This is a genomic window from Schaedlerella arabinosiphila (assembly GCF_003885045.1).
Taxonomy (GTDB): domain Bacteria; phylum Bacillota; class Clostridia; order Lachnospirales; family Lachnospiraceae; genus Schaedlerella; species Schaedlerella arabinosiphila.
Window position 1 is genome coordinate 5,261,904 of record NZ_RHJS01000002.1, and the last position, 22,844, is coordinate 5,284,747.

26 protein-coding genes and 1 pseudogene are annotated in these 22,844 nt (G+C 47.4%); 6 read left to right on the forward strand and 21 right to left on the reverse strand.

Going from position 1 to position 22,844, the window contains the following annotated elements:
* Positions 1–8: 8 nt before the first annotated feature.
* The 8 genes and pseudogenes from EBB54_RS32340 to EBB54_RS24890 all read right to left on the reverse strand — a co-directional run bounded on the left by EBB54_RS32340 (position 9) and on the right by EBB54_RS24890 (position 4,618).
* The gene (locus EBB54_RS32340; protein WP_334295292.1) at positions 9–929 is read right to left on the reverse strand and encodes a M15 family metallopeptidase; all 921 of its coding nucleotides are present in this window, start codon (positions 927–929) and stop codon (positions 9–11) included.
* 130 nt (positions 930–1,059) lie between these two features.
* Positions 1,060–2,139 carry a sensor histidine kinase gene (locus tag EBB54_RS24860; protein WP_125131026.1) on the reverse strand — a complete coding sequence of 360 codons (1,080 nt, stop codon included), beginning with the start codon at positions 2,137–2,139 and terminating at the stop codon, positions 1,060–1,062.
* 37 nt (positions 2,140–2,176) lie between these two features.
* A complete protein-coding gene (gene vanR, locus EBB54_RS24865; RefSeq protein WP_125129418.1) occupies positions 2,177–2,875 on the reverse strand; it encodes a VanR-ABDEGLN family response regulator transcription factor in 699 nt (232 codons plus the stop codon).
* Positions 2,876–3,106: 231 nt separating this feature from the next.
* Positions 3,107–3,252, reverse strand: a pseudogene (locus EBB54_RS32345) (DUF4368 domain-containing protein); the annotation flags it as partial.
* A gap of 40 nt (positions 3,253–3,292) precedes the next feature.
* On the reverse strand, positions 3,293–3,580 hold the full coding sequence (locus EBB54_RS24875; RefSeq protein ID WP_125129419.1) for a hypothetical protein: 288 nt from the start codon (positions 3,578–3,580) through the stop codon (positions 3,293–3,295).
* A gap of 15 nt (positions 3,581–3,595) precedes the next feature.
* Positions 3,596–3,871: a hypothetical protein gene (locus EBB54_RS24880; protein WP_125129420.1), complete on the reverse strand. Its 276-nt coding sequence runs from the start codon at positions 3,869–3,871 to the stop codon at positions 3,596–3,598.
* Between the two features lie 4 nt (positions 3,872–3,875).
* On the reverse strand, positions 3,876–4,172 hold the full coding sequence (locus tag EBB54_RS24885) for a DUF2089 family protein (protein WP_125129421.1): 297 nt from the start codon (positions 4,170–4,172) through the stop codon (positions 3,876–3,878).
* A 179-nt stretch (positions 4,173–4,351) separates the two neighbouring features.
* Entirely contained in the window at positions 4,352–4,618 is a 267-nt protein-coding gene (locus EBB54_RS24890) for a hypothetical protein (protein WP_148099404.1), read from the reverse strand.
* Between the two features lie 589 nt (positions 4,619–5,207).
* On the opposite strand from EBB54_RS24890, the gene EBB54_RS24895 reads away from it, so the two are divergent.
* The gene (locus tag EBB54_RS24895) at positions 5,208–5,789 is read left to right on the forward strand and encodes a sce7726 family protein (RefSeq protein WP_004081608.1); all 582 of its coding nucleotides are present in this window, start codon (positions 5,208–5,210) and stop codon (positions 5,787–5,789) included.
* A 13-nt stretch (positions 5,790–5,802) separates the two neighbouring features.
* Here EBB54_RS24895 and EBB54_RS24900 read toward each other — a convergent pair whose 3' ends face one another.
* Positions 5,803–6,570, reverse strand: coding sequence for a GntR family transcriptional regulator (locus tag EBB54_RS24900; protein ID WP_125129423.1), 768 nt, complete (start codon positions 6,568–6,570; stop codon positions 5,803–5,805).
* 327 nt (positions 6,571–6,897) lie between these two features.
* On the opposite strand from EBB54_RS24900, the gene EBB54_RS24905 reads away from it, so the two are divergent.
* Together EBB54_RS24905 and EBB54_RS24910 are read left to right on the forward strand one after the other, a co-directional pair.
* Positions 6,898–7,239, forward strand: coding sequence for a nucleotidyltransferase domain-containing protein (locus tag EBB54_RS24905; RefSeq protein WP_125129424.1), 342 nt, complete (start codon positions 6,898–6,900; stop codon positions 7,237–7,239).
* Between the two features lie 6 nt (positions 7,240–7,245).
* Complete coding sequence (locus EBB54_RS24910) at positions 7,246–7,764, forward strand: HEPN domain-containing protein (protein WP_125129425.1); 519 nt, start codon at positions 7,246–7,248, stop codon at positions 7,762–7,764.
* Between the two features lie 132 nt (positions 7,765–7,896).
* On the opposite strand, the gene EBB54_RS30615 is transcribed toward EBB54_RS24910, so the two are convergent.
* The 4 genes from EBB54_RS30615 to EBB54_RS24930 all read right to left on the reverse strand — a co-directional run bounded on the left by EBB54_RS30615 (position 7,897) and on the right by EBB54_RS24930 (position 11,465).
* Positions 7,897–8,061: a hypothetical protein gene (locus EBB54_RS30615; protein ID WP_004081617.1), complete on the reverse strand. Its 165-nt coding sequence runs from the start codon at positions 8,059–8,061 to the stop codon at positions 7,897–7,899.
* A gap of 45 nt (positions 8,062–8,106) precedes the next feature.
* Complete coding sequence (locus EBB54_RS24915; RefSeq protein ID WP_125129426.1) at positions 8,107–9,375, reverse strand: cytosine permease; 1,269 nt, start codon at positions 9,373–9,375, stop codon at positions 8,107–8,109.
* Positions 9,376–9,449: 74 nt separating this feature from the next.
* On the reverse strand, positions 9,450–9,932 hold the full coding sequence (locus EBB54_RS24920; protein WP_004081621.1) for a nucleoside deaminase: 483 nt from the start codon (positions 9,930–9,932) through the stop codon (positions 9,450–9,452).
* Positions 9,933–10,484: 552 nt separating this feature from the next.
* Positions 10,485–11,465 carry a transposase gene (locus EBB54_RS24930; RefSeq protein WP_243127804.1) on the reverse strand — a complete coding sequence of 327 codons (981 nt, stop codon included), beginning with the start codon at positions 11,463–11,465 and terminating at the stop codon, positions 10,485–10,487.
* Positions 11,466–11,929: 464 nt separating this feature from the next.
* Here EBB54_RS24930 and EBB54_RS24935 point away from each other — a divergent pair, with 464 nt between their 5' ends.
* Positions 11,930–13,132: an MFS transporter gene (locus EBB54_RS24935; protein ID WP_125129428.1), complete on the forward strand. Its 1,203-nt coding sequence runs from the start codon at positions 11,930–11,932 to the stop codon at positions 13,130–13,132.
* Here EBB54_RS24935 and EBB54_RS24940 read toward each other — a convergent pair.
* The 3 genes from EBB54_RS24940 to EBB54_RS24950 form a co-directional block, all read right to left on the reverse strand.
* Complete coding sequence (locus EBB54_RS24940; RefSeq protein ID WP_125129429.1) at positions 13,108–14,223, reverse strand: sensor histidine kinase; 1,116 nt, start codon at positions 14,221–14,223, stop codon at positions 13,108–13,110. The genes EBB54_RS24935 and EBB54_RS24940 overlap by 25 nt on opposite strands.
* Positions 14,220–14,888 carry a response regulator transcription factor gene (locus EBB54_RS24945; RefSeq protein WP_125129430.1) on the reverse strand — a complete coding sequence of 223 codons (669 nt, stop codon included), beginning with the start codon at positions 14,886–14,888 and terminating at the stop codon, positions 14,220–14,222. Before EBB54_RS24945 ends, EBB54_RS24940 begins: the two co-directional genes overlap by 4 nt.
* A 72-nt stretch (positions 14,889–14,960) precedes the next feature.
* Positions 14,961–15,491: a GNAT family N-acetyltransferase gene (locus EBB54_RS24950; protein ID WP_125129431.1), complete on the reverse strand. Its 531-nt coding sequence runs from the start codon at positions 15,489–15,491 to the stop codon at positions 14,961–14,963.
* 380 nt (positions 15,492–15,871) lie between these two features.
* Here EBB54_RS24950 and EBB54_RS24955 point away from each other — a divergent pair, with 380 nt between their 5' ends.
* A complete protein-coding gene (locus EBB54_RS24955) occupies positions 15,872–16,669 on the forward strand; it encodes a Uma2 family endonuclease (protein WP_125129432.1) in 798 nt (265 codons plus the stop codon).
* A 69-nt stretch (positions 16,670–16,738) separates the two neighbouring features.
* Here the strand turns inward: EBB54_RS24955 and rbr are convergent, their stop codons facing one another.
* A complete protein-coding gene (gene rbr / locus EBB54_RS24960; protein ID WP_125129433.1) occupies positions 16,739–17,281 on the reverse strand; it encodes a rubrerythrin in 543 nt (180 codons plus the stop codon).
* A gap of 173 nt (positions 17,282–17,454) precedes the next feature.
* Between rbr and EBB54_RS24965 the strand changes: the two genes are divergently transcribed.
* On the forward strand, positions 17,455–18,297 hold the full coding sequence (locus tag EBB54_RS24965) for a YitT family protein (RefSeq protein ID WP_125129434.1): 843 nt from the start codon (positions 17,455–17,457) through the stop codon (positions 18,295–18,297).
* Positions 18,298–18,329: 32 nt separating this feature from the next.
* Here EBB54_RS24965 and EBB54_RS24970 read toward each other — a convergent pair whose 3' ends face one another.
* The 4 genes from EBB54_RS24970 to EBB54_RS31450 all read right to left on the reverse strand — a co-directional run bounded on the left by EBB54_RS24970 (position 18,330) and on the right by EBB54_RS31450 (position 22,762).
* Positions 18,330–18,890 carry a helix-turn-helix domain-containing protein gene (locus tag EBB54_RS24970; protein ID WP_004081648.1) on the reverse strand — a complete coding sequence of 187 codons (561 nt, stop codon included), beginning with the start codon at positions 18,888–18,890 and terminating at the stop codon, positions 18,330–18,332.
* 354 nt (positions 18,891–19,244) lie between these two features.
* Complete coding sequence (locus tag EBB54_RS24975; protein ID WP_243127805.1) at positions 19,245–19,592, reverse strand: hypothetical protein; 348 nt, start codon at positions 19,590–19,592, stop codon at positions 19,245–19,247.
* A 200-nt stretch (positions 19,593–19,792) separates the two neighbouring features.
* On the reverse strand, positions 19,793–21,625 hold the full coding sequence (locus tag EBB54_RS24980) for an amidohydrolase (protein ID WP_125129435.1): 1,833 nt from the start codon (positions 21,623–21,625) through the stop codon (positions 19,793–19,795).
* A gap of 213 nt (positions 21,626–21,838) precedes the next feature.
* Positions 21,839–22,762 (reverse strand): helix-turn-helix transcriptional regulator, encoded by a 924-nt coding sequence (locus EBB54_RS31450; RefSeq protein ID WP_162307198.1) that lies wholly within the window; start codon positions 22,760–22,762, stop codon positions 21,839–21,841.
* Between the last annotated feature and the right edge of the window lie 82 nt (positions 22,763–22,844).

Here is a 22,844-nt window from a genome sequence, read left to right on the forward strand (position 1 = left end):
AGTACAGATTACATATTTTCAAGATATTCTTCCAGGCAAAGTCCCTGCTCATACATCTCGGCAGCGGCTTCCTTCCCTACATAACGATAATGCCATACCTCTTCCGACACCCCGGTAATGTCCGTTTTATTTCCGGGGTATCGAAAAATAAAACCGTATTTGTAGCTGTTTTCCTGGAGCCACAGATAAACATCATAGGTGGCTCCGTTAATATCTACCGCAAAACCGAGCTGATGTTCGCTGTATCCCGGTACGGCCACCCATTGCTCTGCTAATTCTGTTGCTTCGCTTTCAGAGTATCCTTCTTTTTCATATTCCCGGATTTTGTCGTCATAAAGCTTCTGCTGCACTTTTGCTGTGCGGTAACCGGATACCACGCTCGGCAATTCCCCCCAGTTTCCTTCCCTGGCATCCTCCAGCATCTGCATCAATGAATCATAAATGCGCGCATCTACAGATTCTCCGCCAGGTACTTTTACCAGATCCGGCTCATAATCCTGAGGAATGGGAGTCTGTTTGTTTACTAAAGTCAGGTACCAGGCGGTATCTCTGCCGGAAGCCTGCGAACTGTTTCCCTGTATAGCAGATTTCTGGGCGGCAGAATCCTGGATAGAGGAATCTGTTGCGGAAGTCCCCTGCATGGAGGAATCCGGTGCGGAATCCCCCTGTATGGCAGAAGCTCCCTGCCCCGTTTGGTTTACCTGGTTCCCGTCTGCAGACGTATGCTTTGCAAAGGAAAGGGACGGGGCGTTGGAAGGATTTCCGCTTTTAAGGCTTGCCTTCCAGAAAAATCCCAAAATCACAATGGAACCCAAACACAGAAAAAGCAAGGCGGTCAGGCCGGCGATCTTCATTTTCTCCGCTCGTTTTTGCCTCCTGGCCAGATACACTTGTTTCTTAAATTCCCGCGGGATATATTTTTTACTCATAATAAAAGCTCCTTTCATTTTGTAAAATCATGCCTTTGTTTCATATCCATTATACGAAACAAAGGCATTGGGAACTTTAATATGAGATTGTTTAATTCCTAAGAAAATCCTAATGAGGTTTGTATTTTTGTTAAACCATTTTGGGCAGGCGGACGGTAATGGTAATCGTGTCGTGTTCGCTGCAGGCATCGATGGAGCCGCCGTGCAGAAGGATGATTTCCTTCGCGATGGCCAGCCCAAGGCCGGTGCCGCCGGTATCGGAGATGCGGGCTTTGTCCAGACGGTAAAATTTGTCAAAGAGTGAAGATAAGTTTTCCTTAGAAATGTGATTTCCTTTATTTCGAAAGGAGATGACAACCTGCTCCTTTGTCTCCGCGGCGGAAATCGTGATTTCTGTGTCAGCATAGCTGTATGCGGCCGCATTTCTCAAAATATTTCCGAAAACCCGTACTAATTTATCCGGGTCGGCGCAGACGGTCAGATCTTCATCGGCGTCCAGAACGACGGAATTGCCCCGGAGCGCGAAGACCGGGGAAAGCTCGTCGGATAACTGGACAAGCAGGTAGTAAAGGTCAACGGGTTCTTTTGACAGACGGATCTGTCCGGAATTATACCGGGTGATTTCAAAAAACTCATTGATCATCGATTCCAGCCGATACGCCTTATCCAGTGTGATGTGAATGCTTTTGGCGCGTTTGGCGGCAGGCATGTCCGGTTCCTCATCTAAAAGGTTCAGATAACCGATCACAGATGTAAGGGGGGTGCGTATGTCATGGGCAAGGTACATGACCAGCTCATCCTTTCGCTGTTCTGCAAGCGCGGTCTCCTGCTTCTGCCTTTTCAGCGTATTCTTTACGGCGTTTAGCTTTAATTCGAAAGGAAGCATTTCCGCCGATAAACGAACCTGCTTTGTATCTTCTGCAAGAAGGGCGTCGATCCCCTGGTTGACCTCGTTGAAATACCGGGTGATCCACCGGAATAAACGCCAGAGCAGTACAATAAAAACAAGCAGGATTGCCGCCCCGAAAAATATTTCTTTGTAGCCTCTGAAATAATTGTGATAGACCAGGAAAGCCTGTTCGTGCGGGTAATGCAGAAAACGTACCAATATCCAGACTACCAGATTGCCGCCCCGCTGTTTCCACAGGAACAGGTACAGCAGGATGACGGCGGCGACAGATAGAACGGCGTTGGTGCAGAAACGCAGCATGACTTTTTTTTGAAATTCTGAGTATTCGGCTTTTTGGTTATCCTTCAATTTTGTACCCCACTCCCCATATTGTTTTTATATATTTCGGCTGGCTTAAGGTGTCGTTCATTTTTTCACGCAGGTGACGGATATGAACGGTGATTGTGTTGTTTGATTTGCTGTAATATTCGTCCTTCCAGATCTTGTGGAACAATTCCTCCGCACTGATCACCCGCCCCTTATTTTCCAGAAGAATGCGCAGAATGGAAAATTCCGTAGGGGTCAATGTAAGAGGCTTCTCATTTAAAAAGCATTCATAGGTGCTCAGCTTCATGGTCAAACCGGAATGGGTGAGCAGATCCTGTTCGTCTTCCGAATGAGCGGGGTTGTATTTTTTGTACCGGCGAAGCTGGGATTTTACCCTCGCGACCAGCTCCAGCGGACGAAATGGTTTCGTAATATAGTCATCCGCTCCGAGCGTAAGACCTTTGATCTGATCCAGTTCTCCGTCTTTGGCCGTCAGCATGATGATCGGATAAGTATGCTTTGCCCGGATCTTCTGACACAGTGTAAATCCGTCGATCTCCGGAAGCATGATATCCAAAATTGCCAGATCCAGTTCGGTGGTGTTTATACATTCAAGCGCTTCCTTTGAAGAGTAAAATTTAAAAACAGTGTAGTCCTCGTTGTTCAAATAAAGTTCGATCAGATCTGCAATCTCAACCTCGTCGTCAACGATCAGTATTTTGTCAGACATGAGATGCCGCTCCTTTCCGCAGGGGATTTTTTTACTGTGTATCAGCGCAATTCATTATAACATACAAAAGAGGGTTTTTTATTATTTTTTTAGTGAGAAGATATTAAGAAATTTCTAAATTAGTAAGTATGTTTCATGCCCGCTCCTTTTGCTCATGTGAGATAAAGTAGTAAAAGAAGCATAAAAAATTTTGCCGTTCCCTATCCGGCTGACTGCCGGACGGGTCGGGCTTTAGTCGGGTAACTCTACCTTGCCGACAAAAGAGTAATAGATTTCGATTTCCTGTCTGCGGAGCTTCCCCGGCGTTTCCCGTTAAGAGCTTCCGATTCGTGGATTACGATTTTCTCCACAAACTCCCGCAACAGGGCAGGGGTGAGTTACCAAAAGGATTTTACATAATTTAGAGATAAGCCACCGTTACATATCTTTAGCTTTCATCTTGTTTATTTCTGCTTGCTGCAATTTCTTGTATTTATCCCTGCCTGTTCCCCAATCTCCAAAAAACAGTGTATTCACTACTACGAATGGAAACAGATTTTTTGTTGTAAATGGGATTTTGCCACTTGCAAAAATAAATATCGTTCCAATCAAAATGAATATGGGAATAATCCCGCCCCAAAGTGGATTTTTTAATTTTGTACATAGAATGTATTCCGTCATGAAAAGTACACCAGCAACAGCAAATCCTATAATCAAATCAATCATTTGTTATCCCTCCCATTACTCTATGTCCTTTGCTTTCATACGTTTCAAATCCTTTTGTCTATATTCATACCGTCCTACAATCCAAAGTAAAATAGTGACAATAAAGAAAACAGCATAAGCAATAATAAGTTGTGTTGAAAAATAGGTTTTAGATATTATAAGTTGATAAACCATTGCTGCAATGCCAGCCAATGTAAGCACACCTCCTAAAAACCAAAATTTTGTTGTACTTAACCGTTCATGCAAAACCATCAACGTAATTGCAACTATAACAATAATCCAGTGTTTCATAAAATTAGTTCTCCTTTTCTTGCTTATATTTCTCAATAATGATTTTTGCGGTTTCTAAATCTATTCGAGAGTCAACCGCTAAACCTTTAATAAAAGTTGGGAACGGTTCATCTTCTTTTTGGTCATTCAATTCAATTTTTTGAATGAGCTTATCTAACCGCAATCGGACAGTAGGGTATGAAACTCCATATAGTTTTGCTATCTCTTTCAAAGAACCAGATTTCAATACAAAATTTTTGAGAAAAGCAGCATCCTCCTGTTCTAAAGCGAATATCCACGGTGGTATCTTGTCAATCTCCAATTCAATTCTCCTTTCATATTGTATTTAATAAAATTAAGTATAACATAAATAATATTAAAGTCAAGAGAAAGGTTTGCATAAAAGATTTTTACTAATGAATATATGAGATTATTGCGGAAATGAATTTCCCGGCGGCACATCCTTAGAACGTTGCTTTTTGAGACCGTATTCCGGTGCGGCTATGTGCGTGTATGTTTGCTGCCGCGGCAGAGGATTTCCGAACAGTTCTCGGGAGGAGCGATGCCTGCGGACTGGTAGACTCTCCTTAGAATTTCTTCTGCATCTTCCAGGCTGAGCGCGGAAGAAGCGGGGGCAGCTTGGCTCGAATGAAATTCTCCTGCTTCGCCGGAGACCGGATGGGAGGAGATACTCTGACGGGATTTGCTTTGGCTGGTATCGTTTGCATTGCTGTTTTGCATGGTTTTCATGTCCTCCTTCAAAATCATAGATAAAAAATGTCAACTTTCATGTGTCGCAGAGTGTCCGGCTCTGCGACAAAATAGGAAAAACGCACGGTTTTCTGGGTGTTTTTGAGGAACAATTGTAAATTTTGACTGCGCAGTGCGGGGCGGAATATACAGACTCTCGGCACCGCAGGACGCAGAACCCTCCGCAGCGCAGGACGGATGCTGTACAAAATACAGCAGATAAAGCTGCTGCAAAGCATCAATCAGGACACACCAGCGGGGTTTCTTGTTTCAAGATCCGACTGCTAGGCAGACTGCTGAGACGGGAAAAAGCACAGATTTTATACCTGCTGTGAAATAGATTTTTAAATAGATTTTTATTTGATTTTTTTGTCCATATTGAAAAATGCCTGGATTCATGGTATTATTTCCAGAAAATGCAGGAAGATTCCTGTCGCAGAGCCGGACACTTTATGAATGGGGTGGATACTTTTTAGCGTATCCAACCGCATAGCTGAAATTTTTTTCAACTGTACGAACAGGCTGGGTGCTCCTTGGTGCATCCAAACGTACAGGTGGAACTTCTCCCGGTAAGACATCAGCTTTGTGCTGTGCAGAGAGGTCGGATATGCTGTACGATAAAGATATCCGTGAGCCGCTTTTTGATTTTCTGGAAGCGTATTACGGAAAGATCAGGATTTTGGAAGAGAAGCAGATGGGGAGGTCGCGGGCGGATATCGTCATGGTCCTGCCTTCTTCTGTTGTGGGGATTGAGATCAAAAGCGACGCGGATACCTATGCGCGCCTGCAGCGGCAGGTGAAAGACTATAACCAGTACTTTGATTACAACTATGTGGTGGCGGGCTCCAGCCACGCCATGCACATTGAGGAGCATGTTCCGGAGTGGTGGGGTATCATCACCGTGGAGCAGGTCGATGGGGAAGCAGATTTTTACATATTGAGAAAACCGAAGGAGAACCCCGGGGTAAGCCAGAAGAAAAAACTGAGCCTTCTGTGGCGGCCGGAACTGGCGCATATCCAGGAACTGAACCGGCTGCCGAAGTACCGGCAGAGGAGCAAGCAGTTTGTGATGGAAAAAATCCTTCTTAGCGTCCCGGGGGATATTTTACGGGAACAGGTCAGCCAGGAATTATTCGAGCGCGATTATACCCGGATTGAGGAAATTATAAGGGAATATAAAAAGCGGTAAGAGCCGGGGCCGCTCAATAAGTCATATTTTTCGCACGGATGATATTATACTTAATAATCGAAGTATTGATATACTCATTGGCGTACATGATGGGGCTGTCGCTGGTGTCGTAGTTGACACCCTTTAAGTACAGAAGCGGCATGTCCGGCAGTTCCCGGGTCTCTTCGTATCCGGGCAGCCCTTCGATCTCGGAGGACATGATCGTGTCGATCTCGACCTTATCCCATTCGCATTTTTTCCCGGACTGATGGTAAATGTATTTGAAAACGGAATCTTCATACCTGCTAAATTCCTGGAAGGATGCCTCGTCCCCCACTTGGGCGGCGCTGAAATAGTCCCGGCAGAATGCGCAGAACTGCCCGTCCGCCAGAAATATTTTCTCGGAGACCACAAGCTCCTCATCCTTTCCCATATGAAGAAGGCTGCAGACCGCCTCGTCACGGGGGATTTTTTTGATATCCCCAAGCTTTACCGACGGCTCGTAACCGCTGTTTTTGATCATTTGTGAAAATTCCATGCAGGGGTTGAAATGAACCTTAATGTTCAGGGAATCCACATTGACAAAGGTTCCCCGCCCTTGTCTGCGGAAAATGAGCCCCTCCGCCGCCAGGTCATTCAGAGCCTGCCGGATCGTAATGCGGCTGACGCCGATGATCTCTGCGAGCCGTTCCTCTCTCGGGAGTTTGTTGTCTTTCTGCAGATCCATGGTGCCGATATACTTCTGAATCTCAAATCTTGCCTGGTCGGACAGAGAAAACGCGTTTAACTTGTGGCTGGACATATCAAAGTCTCCTTTTCGATTACGATACACACCCCAATTTTGCGAATGTATGAACAGAGACCGCACAAATGGTATTTTTTGCGGTTGGATTCGCGGAAGTGTATTTACTGTCTTTAGAATAAGTGATTGGCGTGAATCTGTCAATATACAGTAACTGAACCGCAATGAAATGCGCACCCGTTTGATTACTGTTCACACGGTGCCGTGCACTTGCTGCACGTCATCCGGCCAATTCAGTGATGGGGCGGGCATCCAGCCAGTAGACAATGGTATGTTGACGCAATCCATTTTTTACTATATCATATAGATATGAAAGGGGCTGATCATATGGCAGTAGCAAACATGTGGGATTTTCCTGTCATGGAAGGAATTTCGTTTGAAAATGCAAATCATGTGCATCCGTTGATGCAGGGCAGGGTAGAAAAACTGCTCCGTGGAATTTTTGGGGATCAGAATATCCGAAGAGCGATATTGTTCGGAAGCTCTCTGGAGTTCCGATGCAGCAGTACCAGCGATATAGATCTTTATATTGAAAAATATGATCCGGAAAAAAAGCTGGATTCCCTTCCGGATATAGATTGTGAATTGGATATTATTACGAACCTGCGGCCTGATAATAAGCTATATCAGAGGATAAAGGAAACGGGCCTGCTGTTATTGGAGAGGTGAAAAACAATGTGTGATATCAGGCTGTTCCGAAGCGCAAAAGCAGATTACGATACGGCGGTGATGATCTGGAAAAATCCATACAATGATGAGATGATCCTGAATAATGCCGCATATCATCTGCAGCAGGCTGTCGAGAAGACATTAAAAGGAGCTTTAGAATGCGTAGGGGTGACCGTTCCGAATACGCATAAGGTATCTAAGCTGGTAAAAATGATTTCAGACAATGGGGCAAATCTTACTGTTACGGAATGGGTGGACGACCATTCGGAAATGCTGGGGGAATGGGAGGCACAGTCACGTTATGATATGGACTTTCTGGTAGAAAAGAGAAAGCTGGACGCGGCGGTCAGGGAAGTGAAAGCATTTCTTGATGTAAATGGGATTCATAAGGAACTGCGTAATGAACTCCAGGATTCGGCAGTTAAAAAAAGATTATTGAAATGCCTGCCCGAAAATAAAAGAGACAGCAGTGATTTTGAACTGAACTGCTACTATATTATGTTTAAAAAGAAGATTGAAGGCTAAGCTTTGCCAGACATGGGAAAAACCTTCCTTTCTGTGTTTTTTCAGCGCAATTCATTTTAACACACAAAAGAAGGTTTTCCTTGCTTTTTTGATTATAAATATCTTAATGCATCCGGCCGATCAAGCTGTGGTTTATGGCTGCCATGAAGAAAATGCGTATGTCATGACAAACAGGCTGACGATCAGCAATATATTTCCTGTCATGATCAGCGCCGGCACGGAGCAGAGACAGGCCATAAAGGAGCCGATCCCCATGATGATGATTCCCACCAGAGCTGCCAGTTTATATTTTCCCATAATAATCCTTCCTCCAATCATTCGAGTGACGCAGTCGGCGTTTTCCTACTCAGCGACTTGTTTTTTCGTTACGTTCATCAGGATCGGATAGAGCGCGCCGCCGATGATCAGACCTTTAAGCGCGGGCAGTCCGAACGGGATCAGGTATACGCCGGCAAGGGCGATGCCCCATGTCAGCCATGAAACCGCGTTAAACTGTGCAAATTTTACACTGCCCAGATCCTTGTACTCCCCTTTGTGGATGATGAAGTAATCCGCCAGGATGATACCCGGAAGCGGGGGTACGATGGTGCCCAGCAGATCCAGGAAGGAAAACAGAAAATCGACCTGGTAGGGCCTGCACAGTGTTGCAAGGGCGGAGATGGCAAGCAGCACCACAATGATTTTCTGACGGTCCATGTGAAATGCATTGGACAGATTCAGGGAGGTCGAGTACAGGTTCGACGCGTTTGTGGTGAAAATGTTTGTCGTCATCAGGATCAGGCAGGGAACCAGGAGGCCCATGGACAGCAGAACATTGGTCAGGTCGCTGTCACCCACCGCAACGGAGGTGATGGTTCCGCAGAGGATCATGAAAATGTTGCCCCCCAGAAGTCCGGTCAGGGTTGCGGCAATGGCTTCCTTTGTGGACTTTGCGTAGCGCATGATGTCCGCGATGCAGGTGGATGTGGACAAAATCCAGGTGCCGATCACGACGGTGATTCCGCTGGACAATGTGATGTGCCCCTCCGGGGTATAGTTCCACAGCCCGTCCAGCCCGATCATGCCTACGGCCCGGATGGAGGTAGCCAGCGACAGGAAAATGATCGCGGGGATGGCAATGTATCCCAGAATACTGATGGCACGGATTCCCTTCATGGCGAAAATTCCCATAACCACCGCGCTGACTGCCATGCAGATCAGCTCCGCAATGTCTCCGAAGCCGAATGCCTGGGCGATAAAATGTCCGTAGGTAGCGGCCTGAATGGTATACCAGCCGATATTGACGATGGGCACGAACATGGACGCGATGCGGGAGCCTTTTTCTCCGAAGCTGTAGCGTGTCATCAGGGCAAATGTCAATCCGGTTTTGCTGGCTATGATGCTGACCAGGATTGCGATAACGCTTAAGAAGACATTACCCAGCAGCACCGCAACGAGGATCATTTTAAAATCCAGTCCGGCGGAGAGTCCGCCCCCTGCCATCATGCTGGTGATGACAAATACAAAACCGGTCCAGACGATGGTCAGGCTGAAATAACTTTTCCGCTCGCTTTCCGGTACGGCGCTGAGCGAAAATTCTGTATCATGTTCTTGTGTATGATTCTTTTCCATATGTATCTCCTTATTCATGCATGGATTCCTGCGTAAACAGAACACTCCGGGGAAAGCTCTGCGGGACGGAGTGCTTACTTATTCCAGTAGCCTTTGTGGACTTCAGCGGCCAGGGGCGCGATCTCCGGAAACGGCCCTACCACTTGAATATCCTTCTGGCCTTTTGCAAACACTTCTCTGCAGGGGAGGTCAAAGGTGGGATTCTGCTCGTCGGAACCGGTCAGGGAGAGCAGCTCCCGCTCCGTCATGGCATAAACGACCCGGCCGATATTGCCCCAGTAAATGGCTCCGGAGCACATAGCGCAGGGCTCTGCGGTGGAGTACAGCGTGCAGTTCCATAAGAAATCTTTTTCATACAGGACAGAAGCCCGTTCCACCAACTGCGTTTCCGCGTGGCCGGTGCATTTTTTTGTGGAGATCTCAACGTTTTCCTGTTCCAGAAGGATATTGCCCTCCGCGTCTACCAGGATTGCGCCGAAAGGAGTATTGCCCCCTTCACGGGATTTTTTTGAAATTTCGATGCAGCGTTTCAGATAATATTCGTGTTCTTTGTACATGATCGGGTCCTTTCTTTTTTGTGCCGCGGCTTCGTCTCTGCGCGGCGGCCTGTGTTTTTCCCTGCCTTATGGATGCCCGTCGGCATATACGGCAGGATGTGTCAAATAATCGTTCGGTGTCTGTCATACGTATGAAAAAGATAATATGTAATAGGTATTACCTTTATAAAATTGTAACATAATAATAAATTATTGTAAATGCGGCAATATAGACAATAAAAACATGGAAAAATCAGCAGATTGCACAAAAAAATGCCGCTGCTTCCGTTAAACAGTTTCATAAGCCCGTAGAATGTGGCGCTGGACGGAAGAAGAAAGGCTAGTGCACGGAGGATTCCGCGGGCCGGGAGGGGCAGATAAAATAAGATGGTCGGGGCGAGGAAGAAAATCCGTGTGAAGACGGTGTAATGCGGAAGTGAAAATATGTGTCTCTACCAGTTCTTTATAATAAAAGTAAGCATAATTCTTTTTCATATTTTTCAAAAAAAGTAAGCGCACTATTTCCATTTATGGAAATAATACGCTTTCCCTTTGCATCCGATATCACCCAATTTACTGAGCATCATCAGAAAGTCCAAGCCATCCCCTTACCGTTTCCGCAGCATAATCAACCGCCTGTGCTATCTTTTCAATATCAAGTCCCATTTTATACAAGTTTTCAGCCACTTCCTGAGCTTTTTTCAGCTCAGATTCTTTCCTCATTTCCTGAATCGCCTGGCACACATTAACCACCTCTTCGCCTTCATCATATTTTATTCCCGAATTTGTGATTGCCTCAATCACATCCGCCGCCCTACGCTCCACTTCCCGAAAACGTGCTTCATTAGCCGCCAGTACCTTGATCAGGTTTTCCTTGTCCTTCGAATATTTGATGAACAGCATAACCTCCCGCAAACTGGACTGAAACTTCATGATCTCCTCATCCGGCATATGTGCCGGGGCAATCAGTCGCACTTGGTAATTGTCCATGCAGGCAAGCACATCCGGGTCTGACACATCCATCATGTCAAACAGGCTTAATGGCCCATCCCACTCTTCTGAGCTGAAAAATATGGTCACCGTGATGGAGGGTATCAGTCTGTCCTCTGCCCAAAAGCCGCTTAAAAATTCACCTGTGTTTGGAGCTTTCCTATCTTCATCAGCAGATGTTTCCGCCTGCTCCTTTTTCCGTTTCATTTCCTTCCGGTGTGATTTTGCTGCTTCTTCCACCTGCCCTGCATACTCCAGTGCATCATAGAGATTGTTCTTTACAGCCATAGCATAATGGATTTCCGCCTGGTTCTCTGTGCCATAAAGGACATACTCCATCTTTCCATCCGTCATTGCGGCATACAGCTTCTGTACATCACGGAATTTCTGAACGGGAACCGCAGCACCATCCGCACCATATGGCAGTGCAATTTTAGTGGAATCACGCTCCGTAAGCAGCTCCGGCAGGATCACCTGCCGACCGCCGTAAATATAATAATTGAAGATGTCAGCAAAGACGTCTGCATCTTTTACATAATCCTTTGTAATTGTATCTGCCTTCAACGGTATCTACCGCCTTTCTTTATGAATATCTGGCGGACATTTCGCCAGATTCTCACCTCTGCCACGATCCCATTATACTAAAGAAAATGCTTTTTTTCAAGCGTATGTGACCTGGCTCTCCAAAGTGACCATGGAGGGGGACAGGTCACACCTTGACCAGGTGTGCCTGAATACCAACTTTTATGTCCATCCTCCCGACTTATCAATATAAATGCTATTCTCTGTCTGCCATTGATGATAGAAACTATCCTTTACATACTTAACTCTCGTGAAAAAATGCTGTTGCATATGGTCAGGATGGTGTTATAATGAATTGCGCTGATGCGCAAGCAGGTCATCAATTTTTTACAAAAATTGGTGACAAACTATAATGAATTGCGCTGATGCGCAAGCAGGTCATCAATTTTTTACAAAAATTGGTGATAAATTACAACGCGTAAAATACATTTTAAGGAGTACTGGCTATGAATGTCAAATATCAGAAAACGATCTATGCGTGTTTTGTGGGATACGTCGTACAGGCGATTATCAATAATTTCGTTCCGCTTCTGTTCCTGACCTTTGAGAGTACATATGGGATTCCGCTCAGAAGGATTACCATGCTGATCACCTTCAACTTTGGAATCCAGCTTTTGATTGATCTTTTGTCGGCGGGATTTGTGGACAGGATCGGATACAGGGCCTCGATCATGCTTGCGCATATTTTTGCGGCGGCCGGTCTGCTGGGGCTTGCCGTGCTGCCGGAAATTCTGCCCAGCGCTTATGCGGGGCTTTTGATTTCTGTGATGGTCTATGCGGTTGGGGGCGGGCTGCTGGAGGTGCTGGTCAGCCCCATTATGGAAAGCTGCCCGACGGACAATAAGGAAAAGGCCATGAGCCTGCTCCACTCGTTCTATTGCTGGGGGCATGTGGGAGTGGTGCTGCTTTCGACCTTGTTTTTCCGGGTGTTCGGGATTGAAAACTGGAAGCTTTTGACGGTGATCTGGGTGCTCATTCCCGTTGCCAACGCATGTGTTTTCGCAAAAGCGCCTATGGCGCCGCTTGTGGCAGAGGGCGAAAACGGAATGACGATGGCGGAGCTTTTCCGTAATAAAGTATTCTGGGTGATGATGGTGATGATGACGTGCGCGGGAGCAAGCGAGCAGGCCGTGAGCCAGTGGGCGTCTACATTTGCAGAGAGAGGGCTGGGAGTGAGCAAGACGCTGGGAGACCTTGCGGGCCCCATGTCCTTTGCCGTACTGATGGGCAGCGCAAGAGCCTTCTATGGAAAACTGGGAGACCGGATCGACCTGGATCATTTTATGGTCGGAAGCGGGATTCTCTGCGTGCTCTCTTATCTGTGCATTTCCCTTTCTCCATCCCCGGTATTTTCCCTTGTGGGCTGCGCAGTCTGCGGCCTGTCCGTGGGGATCATGTGGCCGGGCAGCTTTAGTAAGGGGGCCGCGCTCATCAAAAACGGCGGGACAGCCATGTTTGCCCTGTTTGCGCTGGCGGGGGATCTGGGCTGCTCCGGAGGCCCGACACTGGTGGGATATGTATCGAGCATGGCCTCTGATGATTTGAAAAAAGGAATCCTGGCGGCAGTGATCTTTCCGGTGCTGCTGGTGGCAGGGGTGCTTTTTTCCGGGAGATTTAAAGTGCATCATGTAACGGGTATGGAAAAATAAAACACAACGCCGTCCGGAGTATTTTTTACACCATAATCTAGGTCCTGCATGGAAAGGACCTGGGCAACGATGGACAGGCCCAGGCCGGAGCCGCGATATCCGATATCCTGGCTCCGGTAAAATTTTGTCCAGATTTTGGGCTGGATTTCTTCTGGGATGGGTGCGCCCTGGTTGTAGACGGAAAAACGCAGGGTATCCCCCTGTCGTGTCAGGGACAGCTTCAGTCTGCCGCCGGGACATACATTTTTTCGGGCGTTCAGGATCAGGTTGTCCAGAACCTGCTCCATCCGTTTCCGGTCTGTTTTCACATAGATCCTTTCTTCAGGCAGTTCGTATTCCAATTGGAAACGGGCATCCGGGATGTCCGACAACAGGCGGCCTGCCGCAGTCTCCGTAAATTCCACAAAATCAAATACGTCCATGTGCAGTGTGGTGGCGCCTGTCTCCAGCGCTGAGAGATCCAGCAGGGTGGTGATGAGTCCGGTCATGCGCTCAGTTTCCTCAATAATGATCCCGGCGTATTTTTGCCGTTTTTCCTCGTCGGCTTCGTCCTGGATTCCCTCCGCATATGCGCGGATGACTCCGACAGGGGTTTTCATTTCATGGGAAAGGCTGTCGGTCAGTTCTTTCCGTTCTGTCAGAAGCCGCTGCTTTTCGGTTACATCCGCTGCAAGCCGGTTATTGGCATGCTCGAGCTGAGAGTTGGTATCTTCCAGCCGTATATTTGCGGTTTCCAGGCGGGACAGGGCCTGCTGCAGGTTATCGGACATCTGGCCGAGACTGTCGGAGAGCTCTCCAAATTCGTCGTTCGAGGAAATGGTGCATGGCTCTGAAAAATCCAGTTCCGCCAGTTTTTTTGCCGCGGCGTTCAGACGGGAGAGGGGCTCGGAGATAAACCATTTCATCAGGAAATCAACCGCCAGAATCAGCGGCACCATAAATGCAAACCAGACCAGAAGGGATACATCCGGATCATCGGATACATGTGTGGAAAACAGATAGGACAGGATCAGTACGGCGCCGGCCAGCTTGGAGGTAATGAGGATTTTTTTGCGGACCGTGCGGAGGGAAAACAGTTCTTTCAGATTCATGCGGACACCTCGAATTTGTAGCCGGAGCGTATCAGGGTAACGATATGTTTTCCTTCGCCGCCCAGCTTTTGACGGAGATTTTTGATGTGGGTATCGACCGTGCGGGTGGTTCCCTCAAAGTCATAGCCCCAGATTCGGTTCAGAAGCTGATCCCGGCTGAATACCTGCCCGGGATTTGCCATGAGAAAATGGAGCAGCTCGTATTCCATATGGGTGAGCGCGACCTCCTTCCCGTCTGCGTATACTTTGCGAGAAGCCGGTATGAGCGTGATCTTGCCGGCGCATAAAGTGTCCACAGGGGAGGAGGCGGTGCGGCGCAGCAGGGCGTTGACCTTTGCCAGCAGAACCCTGGGGCTGAAAGGCTTGGTCATATAATCATCCGCGCCGTATTCGTAGCCTTTCAGCTTATCCTCCTCGCTGCTTTTGGCGGTCAGCAGGATCACAGGAATATTGCCCATCTCGCGGGCCAGCCTGCATACCGAAAAACCGTCCAGATGGGGCATCATGACATCCAGGATCAGCAGGTCGAAGGGCGTGTTTTTCAGAAGCATCAGGGCGTCCACCCCGTCGTCCGCGGTCTGGCAGGTGTGGCCGCCTTTTTGCATGTATTCTGCGATAATGTCCTGCATGTGTTTTTCGTCCTCTGCGATCAAAATGGATGCCATATGGGGTTCCTCCTTTTCCGGCGGCAGCGGAAATAAAATCGAATTTGAATAAGACCGATCGGGAACTGCGTTCTACAGCCTGCATTCCAACTGCCGGTCAAAAGGCTCTGCTTCAACGTGTTTCTGCTGATAGCTTTCAGCGTCAACACATCCCATTTTTTTATAAAATACCTGGGTTTCCACGGCGGAATGGGCGGAGATATACAACTTTTCCGCCCCGTTTTTCTTTGCCCAGTCCTTTGCCGCACAGAAAAGGGCCGTCCCGATGCCGGAGCCGCGCATATCTTCCGAGACATGGAGACTTGTCAGATCCAGATATTTTTGCGCGCCGCCGAACAGGCCGGATTCCACGGAAACAAAGCCTTTCAGGGCATTGCCGCAGAAAGCCGCATATACAAATCCGCCGGCGGATAGGGTGTGCTTCAGGCAGGAAACCAGAAAATCGTAATCGCTTTCCGTCCAGTTGTCAATAAAGGGCGCGTCCTTGATCAGCCATTCATTGTGTTCCTTTCTCCAGCATTTTGTGACAACCTGGTGCCGGATAAAATCGCGGAATAAACCGCGGCAGAGTTCGTGTTCAGATAGGGTTCTGTATTGGATCATGGATATAAAATCTCCTTTTTTATCATTCTGTTTTACAAGGTAACCCCGAGGGCATCCCATTATGGCCATACGGCCATTTTACAAGGTAACCCCGAGGGCACCCCATTATGGCCATACGGCCATTTTGCAAGGTATGATTTATTATAAGGCTTTCCGGGCGAGTTTACAAGAGCGGAGATATGCAGATATGCGGCATAAAAGCCGAACGGTTATTGTTTACATGGTGTCTTGCACACGCTGCACGGCATCCGGCTAATACAGTGATTGGGTACCTTGTGGATACCTTGTAGATAATATGGAAATATAATGGTAAAAAAGCGGTTGAAAAATGGAAAATAAACTGCTATAATAAAGAAAAAGATAAGAAAGAAGTGAATACCATGACCATCGAAGAAATGCGTCAGCGCAAAAGAGAACTTGGCTATTCCTATGAACAGATTGCGGAGCTTTCGGGTCTGCCTCTCGGTACGGTGCAGAAAGTGCTGGGCGGGGTCACGAAGTCCCCCCGTTATGATACATTGAAGGCGCTGGAGAGCGTATTCGGAGATAAGAAGGAGATGATGATCCGGGAAGCACGGGCGGCCTATATGGAGGAACAGGATTATGAGAAGTCGCAGCAGGGCAGGTATACATTGGACGACTATTACGCGCTGCCGGAAGAGTACCGCGCGGAGCTGATAGACGGGGTATTTTACGATATGGCTGCGCCGACCAGCATCCACCAGGCATTTGTGGGGCAGGTATACAGGAAGCTGGCGGACTATATTGATAAGAAGAAGGGGACATGCGTGCCGATGTCTTCTCCCCTGGACGTGCAGCTCGACTGTGATCACAAGACGATGCTTCAGCCGGATGTCATGGTGGTCTGCGACCGGAGCAAGTTCCGAAAGGGTGTAGTGTATGGCGCGCCGGATCTGGTAGCGGAGGTCCTCTCGAATTCTACCAGACGGAAGGATATGATGCTGAAGCTGGCCAAGTACGAGGCGGCAGGCGTACGCGAGTACTGGCTGGTAGACCCGGACAAGAGGAAAGTGATTGTCTACGATTTTCAGAGCGACCTCAACGTCAGGCTGTACGATTTTACACAGAAGGTACCGGTGGGGATTTTTCGCGGCAAGTGTGTGATTGATTTCCAAAAGATCTATGAATCGGTCAGTTTTTTGTATGATGAGGAATAAAAGGCCGGCACCCTGGGGAAAGATGTCCCCGGGGCGCCGGTTTGCACTTGAAGCACTATAGTCAAAAAATCAGTAATTTGCCGCATTGACCTCAAAATATGCCTGCGGATGGGCACATACCGGGCAGACCTCGGGGGCGTCAGTTCCTACAAGGATATGCCCGCAGTTCCGGCATTCCCACACTTTGACCTCGCTCTTTTTAAAGACCTCCTGCATCTTGATGTTTTTCAAAAGCGCACGGTAACGCTCTTCATGATGCTTTTCAATGGCGGCAACCATACGGAATTTTTCAGCAAGCTCCGGGAAGCCTTCCTTTTCAGCGGTCTCAGCAAATTCTGCATACATATCCGTCCATTCGTAATTCTCACCATTTGCGGCCTGGGTCAGATTTTCAGCGGTATCGCCAAGTCCGCTGAGCTCCTTGAACCACATCTTTGCATGCTCTTTTTCATTGTCCGCCGTTTTTAAGAAAAGGGCTGCGATCTGTTCAAAGCCTTCCTTTTTTGCCTTAGACGCGAAATAAGTATACTTGTTTCTTGCCTGGGATTCACCGGCAAAAGCGGCCTCCAGGTTTTTCTCTGTTTGTGTTCCGGAATATTTATTGTTCGCCATGTTTTTTCCTCCTGTAAAAAGTAATATTAGTAGCTATTACTAATATAGAGTAAATATTTCCAAAAGTCAATACCTGAAATGGTTGACTTTCAGGAAATACAGCGTTACAATTCGAGACGGATATACATTTTCAAAAACAGTTTCAAGTTCTACAAAATCAGAGGAAAAAACAAATGAAAACGAAAATTCACAGCTTTTTTATGATGACAGCGGCCACCGTGATCATGGCCGTAGGGATTTACTTTTTTAAGTTTACCAATCACTTTACATTTGGCGGGATTACCGGTCTCGCTGTCCTTGTTGCAAAATCCGGGCTGATTTCCGCATCGGATTTTTCTTTTGCGGCAAATATGGTTTTGCTGGTCCTGGGGGCTGTGATCCTTGGGCGGAAGTTCGTGGCAAAGACCGCTTACTGTAGTGTGCTGCTCTCAATCCTGCTGTCGCTGTTTGAAAGAATCTGGCCTATGAACCGCCCGTTTACGAGCGAGCCGCTTTTGGAGGTGATCTTCGCGATTGTGCTTCCGGCCTTTGGCTCCGCAGTACTGTTCAATATCGGGGCCTCCAGCGGGGGCACGGATATTGTGGCAATGATCCTGAAAAAATATTCCAGCATTGACATCGGCCGCGCATTGATGCTGTCTGACGTGGCGATCACGGTTGCCGGATTTTTCGTGTTTGACGTGGAGGTGGGGCTGTACTCCTGCCTGGGGCTTGCGTTCCGCTCCGTGCTGGTGGACAACTTTATTGAAAGTCTGAACCTTTCCAAGTATTTTAATGTTTTCTGCAGCAGGCCGGAGCCGATCTGCGATTTTATCGTACACGAACTGAACCGGAGCGCAACGATCTGCGACGGGCAGGGGGCGTTTACCGGATCTCAGAAATACATCATATTTACTGCGCTGAATCGGCATCAGGCGGTGCTGCTGAGGAATTTTATCAGAAAAGAAGACCCTTCCGCCTTTATTTTGATCTCCAATACAAGTGAGATTATCGGGAAAGGGTTTCATAGTGTGTGATCTGTGCGGCTAAAGGCATTTTCAGCCGTTTTCTAAAATGTATACGGGGAGGTGGAGACCATCAGGATCTTCGCCTCTTTGTCTGTCAGGTTGCTCCAGCGGTGCCCGATGTAGTTCGGATAGTACAGCGTGTCATGTTCATTCAATTCATAAGTGCCTTTATTTTCCAGATCAAAAATTATGCTTCCGTACAGCACATATACAAATTCTTCTCCGCCGTGGTGGGCATACTCACCGGAATCAGTATGGGAGGGGACGGTGACTGTAGCGGCGTACATTTCATTTTTTCCATGGATGATCAGGGATTCGGTCAGGGCTTTTCCGTTGCTTGTATTGCGGACAAAGGACTTCTGATCCGTATGGCGTACAAATTGAACCTGCTCGTCATCCTCCTCCAGAAACAGGGAGAAGACGGGAAGGTCGAGGGCATCGCATATGGACTTTAAGGTGAGCAGGTTGGGAGAGGTTTTGCCTGTTTCGATCTGGCTGATGGTACTTGCCGCCACATTCGACACGTTGGACAGATCGCGGATCGACAAGTTCTGTTCCAGACGGTGTTCTTTGAGTGTTTTTCCTATTTTGTTCAAATCCATGTACGGACCTCCTGGTAAAATTTTATGTAGATGGATTGGCGTGTATCATAGTAATAAGCGGTAGATATAGTGCAGATGACTGGCGTATGATGTCTGCTGCATCCTGCTTTTGATGCAGTATTGCGAAATGGTCATGTGTAAAGCAATTTCAAGTATACCAATGTTCGGGGAAAATTGGAAGTAAAAAAAAGAAATTTTCTTTGTATTAAAAATGGCGGAAAAGACCGCCTGCATAAGTATATCGCTGTGAGGATGTCCCACAAGCACTTGATATAATATACGAAGGCGGTCTTTTTCGGCAGTACTGCTTTGCTGTAAGATTTGGATTGGACGCTCCTTACTGTAAAAGCAGAGTTAAGCATTTACCGGGATGTGATATTGTTCTAGTAATGCTTTCATGCGGGAAAGCTCTGCAGTGAGAGCTTCATTATCAGCGATCAATGCCTCATTATCCGCATTCAAACTGTCAATCTCCGCGTACAGACGTTTTTGAAGGACGCTGGGCAGTTCAATCATTGGTTTCGTCATACGATCCACCTCTCTTCCAAAATCGGGATGCTTCTCAAATATGTTTTCTGCGGCACGGCGGAACAGGTTCACATAATCGTTATATTCCCGCTCTGTCAAATATCCCTGTTCCACTTCATCTTTTAGTATTATCATAACCTTGTCAACAAAGGCTGTCAATTCATTTTTTGTCAAAGGAAACTTCCTTTCCGGATTCAACCGGGGACGCAGCCGGAGCAGTACATAGGGCAGAAAAAGGTTCAGGTGCTTTTCCTGGATCTCCTCCAGGGAGTAGGACTGGATTCTGACAGTGGGGATCTGGTAAATGTGTTCGCTTCCGTCCTGAAAAATGATGCGGCAGATGTCATCGCCCCATCACTTTTGCAAAACTTTACCTATTTTATATCTTCACCTTGATACACTATTTTTCCGCCCGCAATCGTATAGAGAACGGGTGTCTCGGAGATTTCTTCCGGGTCGCAGGTCAGGATATTCTGTCCCAATACTGCAAGGTCTGCCTTCTTTCCAACTTCAATGGTTCCAAGCTTTTCGTCCCAGAAGTTTTCATATGCTACATTTTTGGTATAGGCTTCCAAAACGGTATAGGCGCTGACGGCCTGCTCCGGGTTGCGGAACATAACCTCTGTATCTTCTTCGTAAGGGCTGTTGCGTGTGACTCCGGTCTCAATCTCGTCCAGTACGTCATAAGGGGATACAGAATAATCGCTTGCTCCGGAAATGATACATCCCTGTTCCTGCATTTCCTTGACAGGATACATTGCCAGGGCACGTTCTTCCCCGATCATCGCTTTTTCCAGTTCAAACAGCGGATCGGCATACATCCATAAAAATTGCAGCGCGGATACCACTTCCATATCTGCCAGACGCTGGATATCATCCGGGGTAACAGCACAGACATGGGTAATCGTAAATCTGGCATCCCGCTTTCCGTTTTGCTCTTCTGCATATTCATAAGCGTTTAAAGTCTGATTTACAGCTCCGTCACCAATTGCATGCGTATGTAACTGGATACCTTCTTTGTCCAGCGCAGCAGCCATCTCATTGAACTGCTCGTCTGTCCAGACCGGATTTCCCTTATAATCCGTTCCCTTTCCGGCGCTTTCCAGATAAGGCTCCAGAAATACACCAGTTTTGCCTTCTGTAACGCCGTCTGCAAAGATTTTCACCACATTGGTATCAATCCATTCCGAATCTTTATAGGTCTCCCCATGCTTTTTTACAATGTCGATCATTTCCTCGGGGGAGATCTCCGGAGCCGCAACCTTGGCGGATTTCAGTCTCAGAGATAATTCTCCGGATTCCTCCAGTTTGTAAAAGCCGGAGATTGCGTCGTCATTGCCGGACGGACAGGAGGTCATTCCGGTAATTCCCATGGAATGTGCCTCTTCCTGAAATTTTTCTGCCGCTTCCATGTACATTTCATCTGTGTACTGCACCTGTTCCGCCAGATCTGCCACCAGATCCTTTGCAGTATCCGTCAGCATTCCCCTTGGCGTCCCATCTTCATTTCGGGAAATCACTCCGGCTTTGGGATCTTTCGTATCCTTTGTAATCTTTGCCAGCTCCAGCGCCTTGGAGTTGACCCAGTAAGAATGGCCGTCTACGGATTTCAGGATGACCGGGCGGTCGCTGCATGCCTGGTCCAGATCTTCTTTTGCCGGACCGGGATTGGTTCCGTCATCCTGGGCATAGTTGTTCAGATCAAACCTTCCGCCAGTGATCACGTCCACATCCGGGTTTTCCTCCGCAAATGTCCTGACGGCTTCTATGTAATCGTCATTGGTCTTACAGCCTGAAAATGATACCGCAAAAAGCTTTGTAACCCATCCGTTTGCCGCATGCATATGCCCATCCATAAAACCAGGAGTGACCATTGCGCCGTCCAGATCGATGACTTCCGTTGAATCACCGATATAGGCTTCTGCGCCATCGGAATCCCCCACATAAATGATTTCGTCTCCATTGATTGCAATGGCTTCCGCGGTATTTTCCTCCGATACCATGGTCTGGATGATACCGTTTTTCAATACCAGTGAAGCGGAAGCTTCTTGCTCTGCTTCTGGCGCTTCTGATTTTGGCGGCTGTGCCTCCGGCTCCGTGCCGGCCTTTTCCACGCTGTTCTGGCTGCATCCGGCCGCTGCGGAAGCTGTCACTACAGCCGCAAGGGTGATGGCAGTGTACCTTTTTACCCGATTCCATTTTTTCATAATGTTGTTCCTTCCTTTCTTAAAAGTACAGGCGCTTCCCTCTTTTGGGAATGCTGCAACAGTTGTTAAGCAGACTATAGCAGAAAGTGGGGAATCGGGATATGGCACACCGGTACTAAAAATATAGCACCGCGGTAGAAAAAATGTAATTCCCGGGTATTAAAAAGGGATAGCACCCAGGTGCCATCCCCCAAAATACGGGTGTTTTCACATTTATCTCAGATTGCCGAGCTTTTGTAACAGCTGCATCCGGCCGTTGGTTTCTGTCTTTTTATAAATACTGCTCATATGGTGCTTTACCGTGTTATTTGAAATGCATAACTGTTCGGCGATCTCCTGGTTGCTTCTCCCTTTTAAAACAAGCTGGAGAAGTTCGCGTTCACGCCCGGTCAGGAGATAGTCCTTGAGCATATCATCGGTGATATGCTCCGCGGGCTTTGCTTCAAAAAGCGGTTTGCAGTAGACCTGAATCATCAGTGTGACATTGATCAGGAAATAAAGAAGGATCACAAGGTTAAAAGGCTTGATCATATGCGTAAAAAGGAACAGGGGTACTGCCACTGCGGTATCATACATGATCTCCCACAGGGCCATTATAAGAAAGGCTGCCATAAAAAACAGGGAACGCCTGTCTTTTCGGCAGGATTCCCACTGCTCTCTTGCGAACAGAAGAATTGTGCACAGCAGTATGACCTCAGTTCCCACGATCAGAACTCTTCCCAGGGTGCCGTCTACATAGCTCATGGAACGGTCCCGGATAAATACCGCCACTACAAACCATACGGCTATGTATGCAATACAGCCCTTCCTCAATATTTTACAGCCGATTGTACGCTCCCGGCCGTTCAGGCATCCGATGACATCTGCATAAGATATAAACAGGAATGCCAGGGTAATATTTCCAAGATAGCTGGTTACAACGGCAGCGCTGTTTCCAAGAATAAAAAGCTCTTCATAATAATAGAAGAAAACGATCAGTGTGTAAAAGAAAAAAAGCAAATGGAATTTTCTCAATACGGGATAGAGCGGATCTTCTTCTTTTTTGCACAGGATCTGATTCATTGTCAGGACAACGATCCCGGAAAAGAAGGAGATCATGCTGACAAATATGCCCAGATGCTTCAGAAATTCATACATTGCACATCCTCCCGGAGTAACTCTTTGGAACATTCCCGGCCCAAGTCCTCCTGATTCCATGATACGGCGCCAATTTAGATAC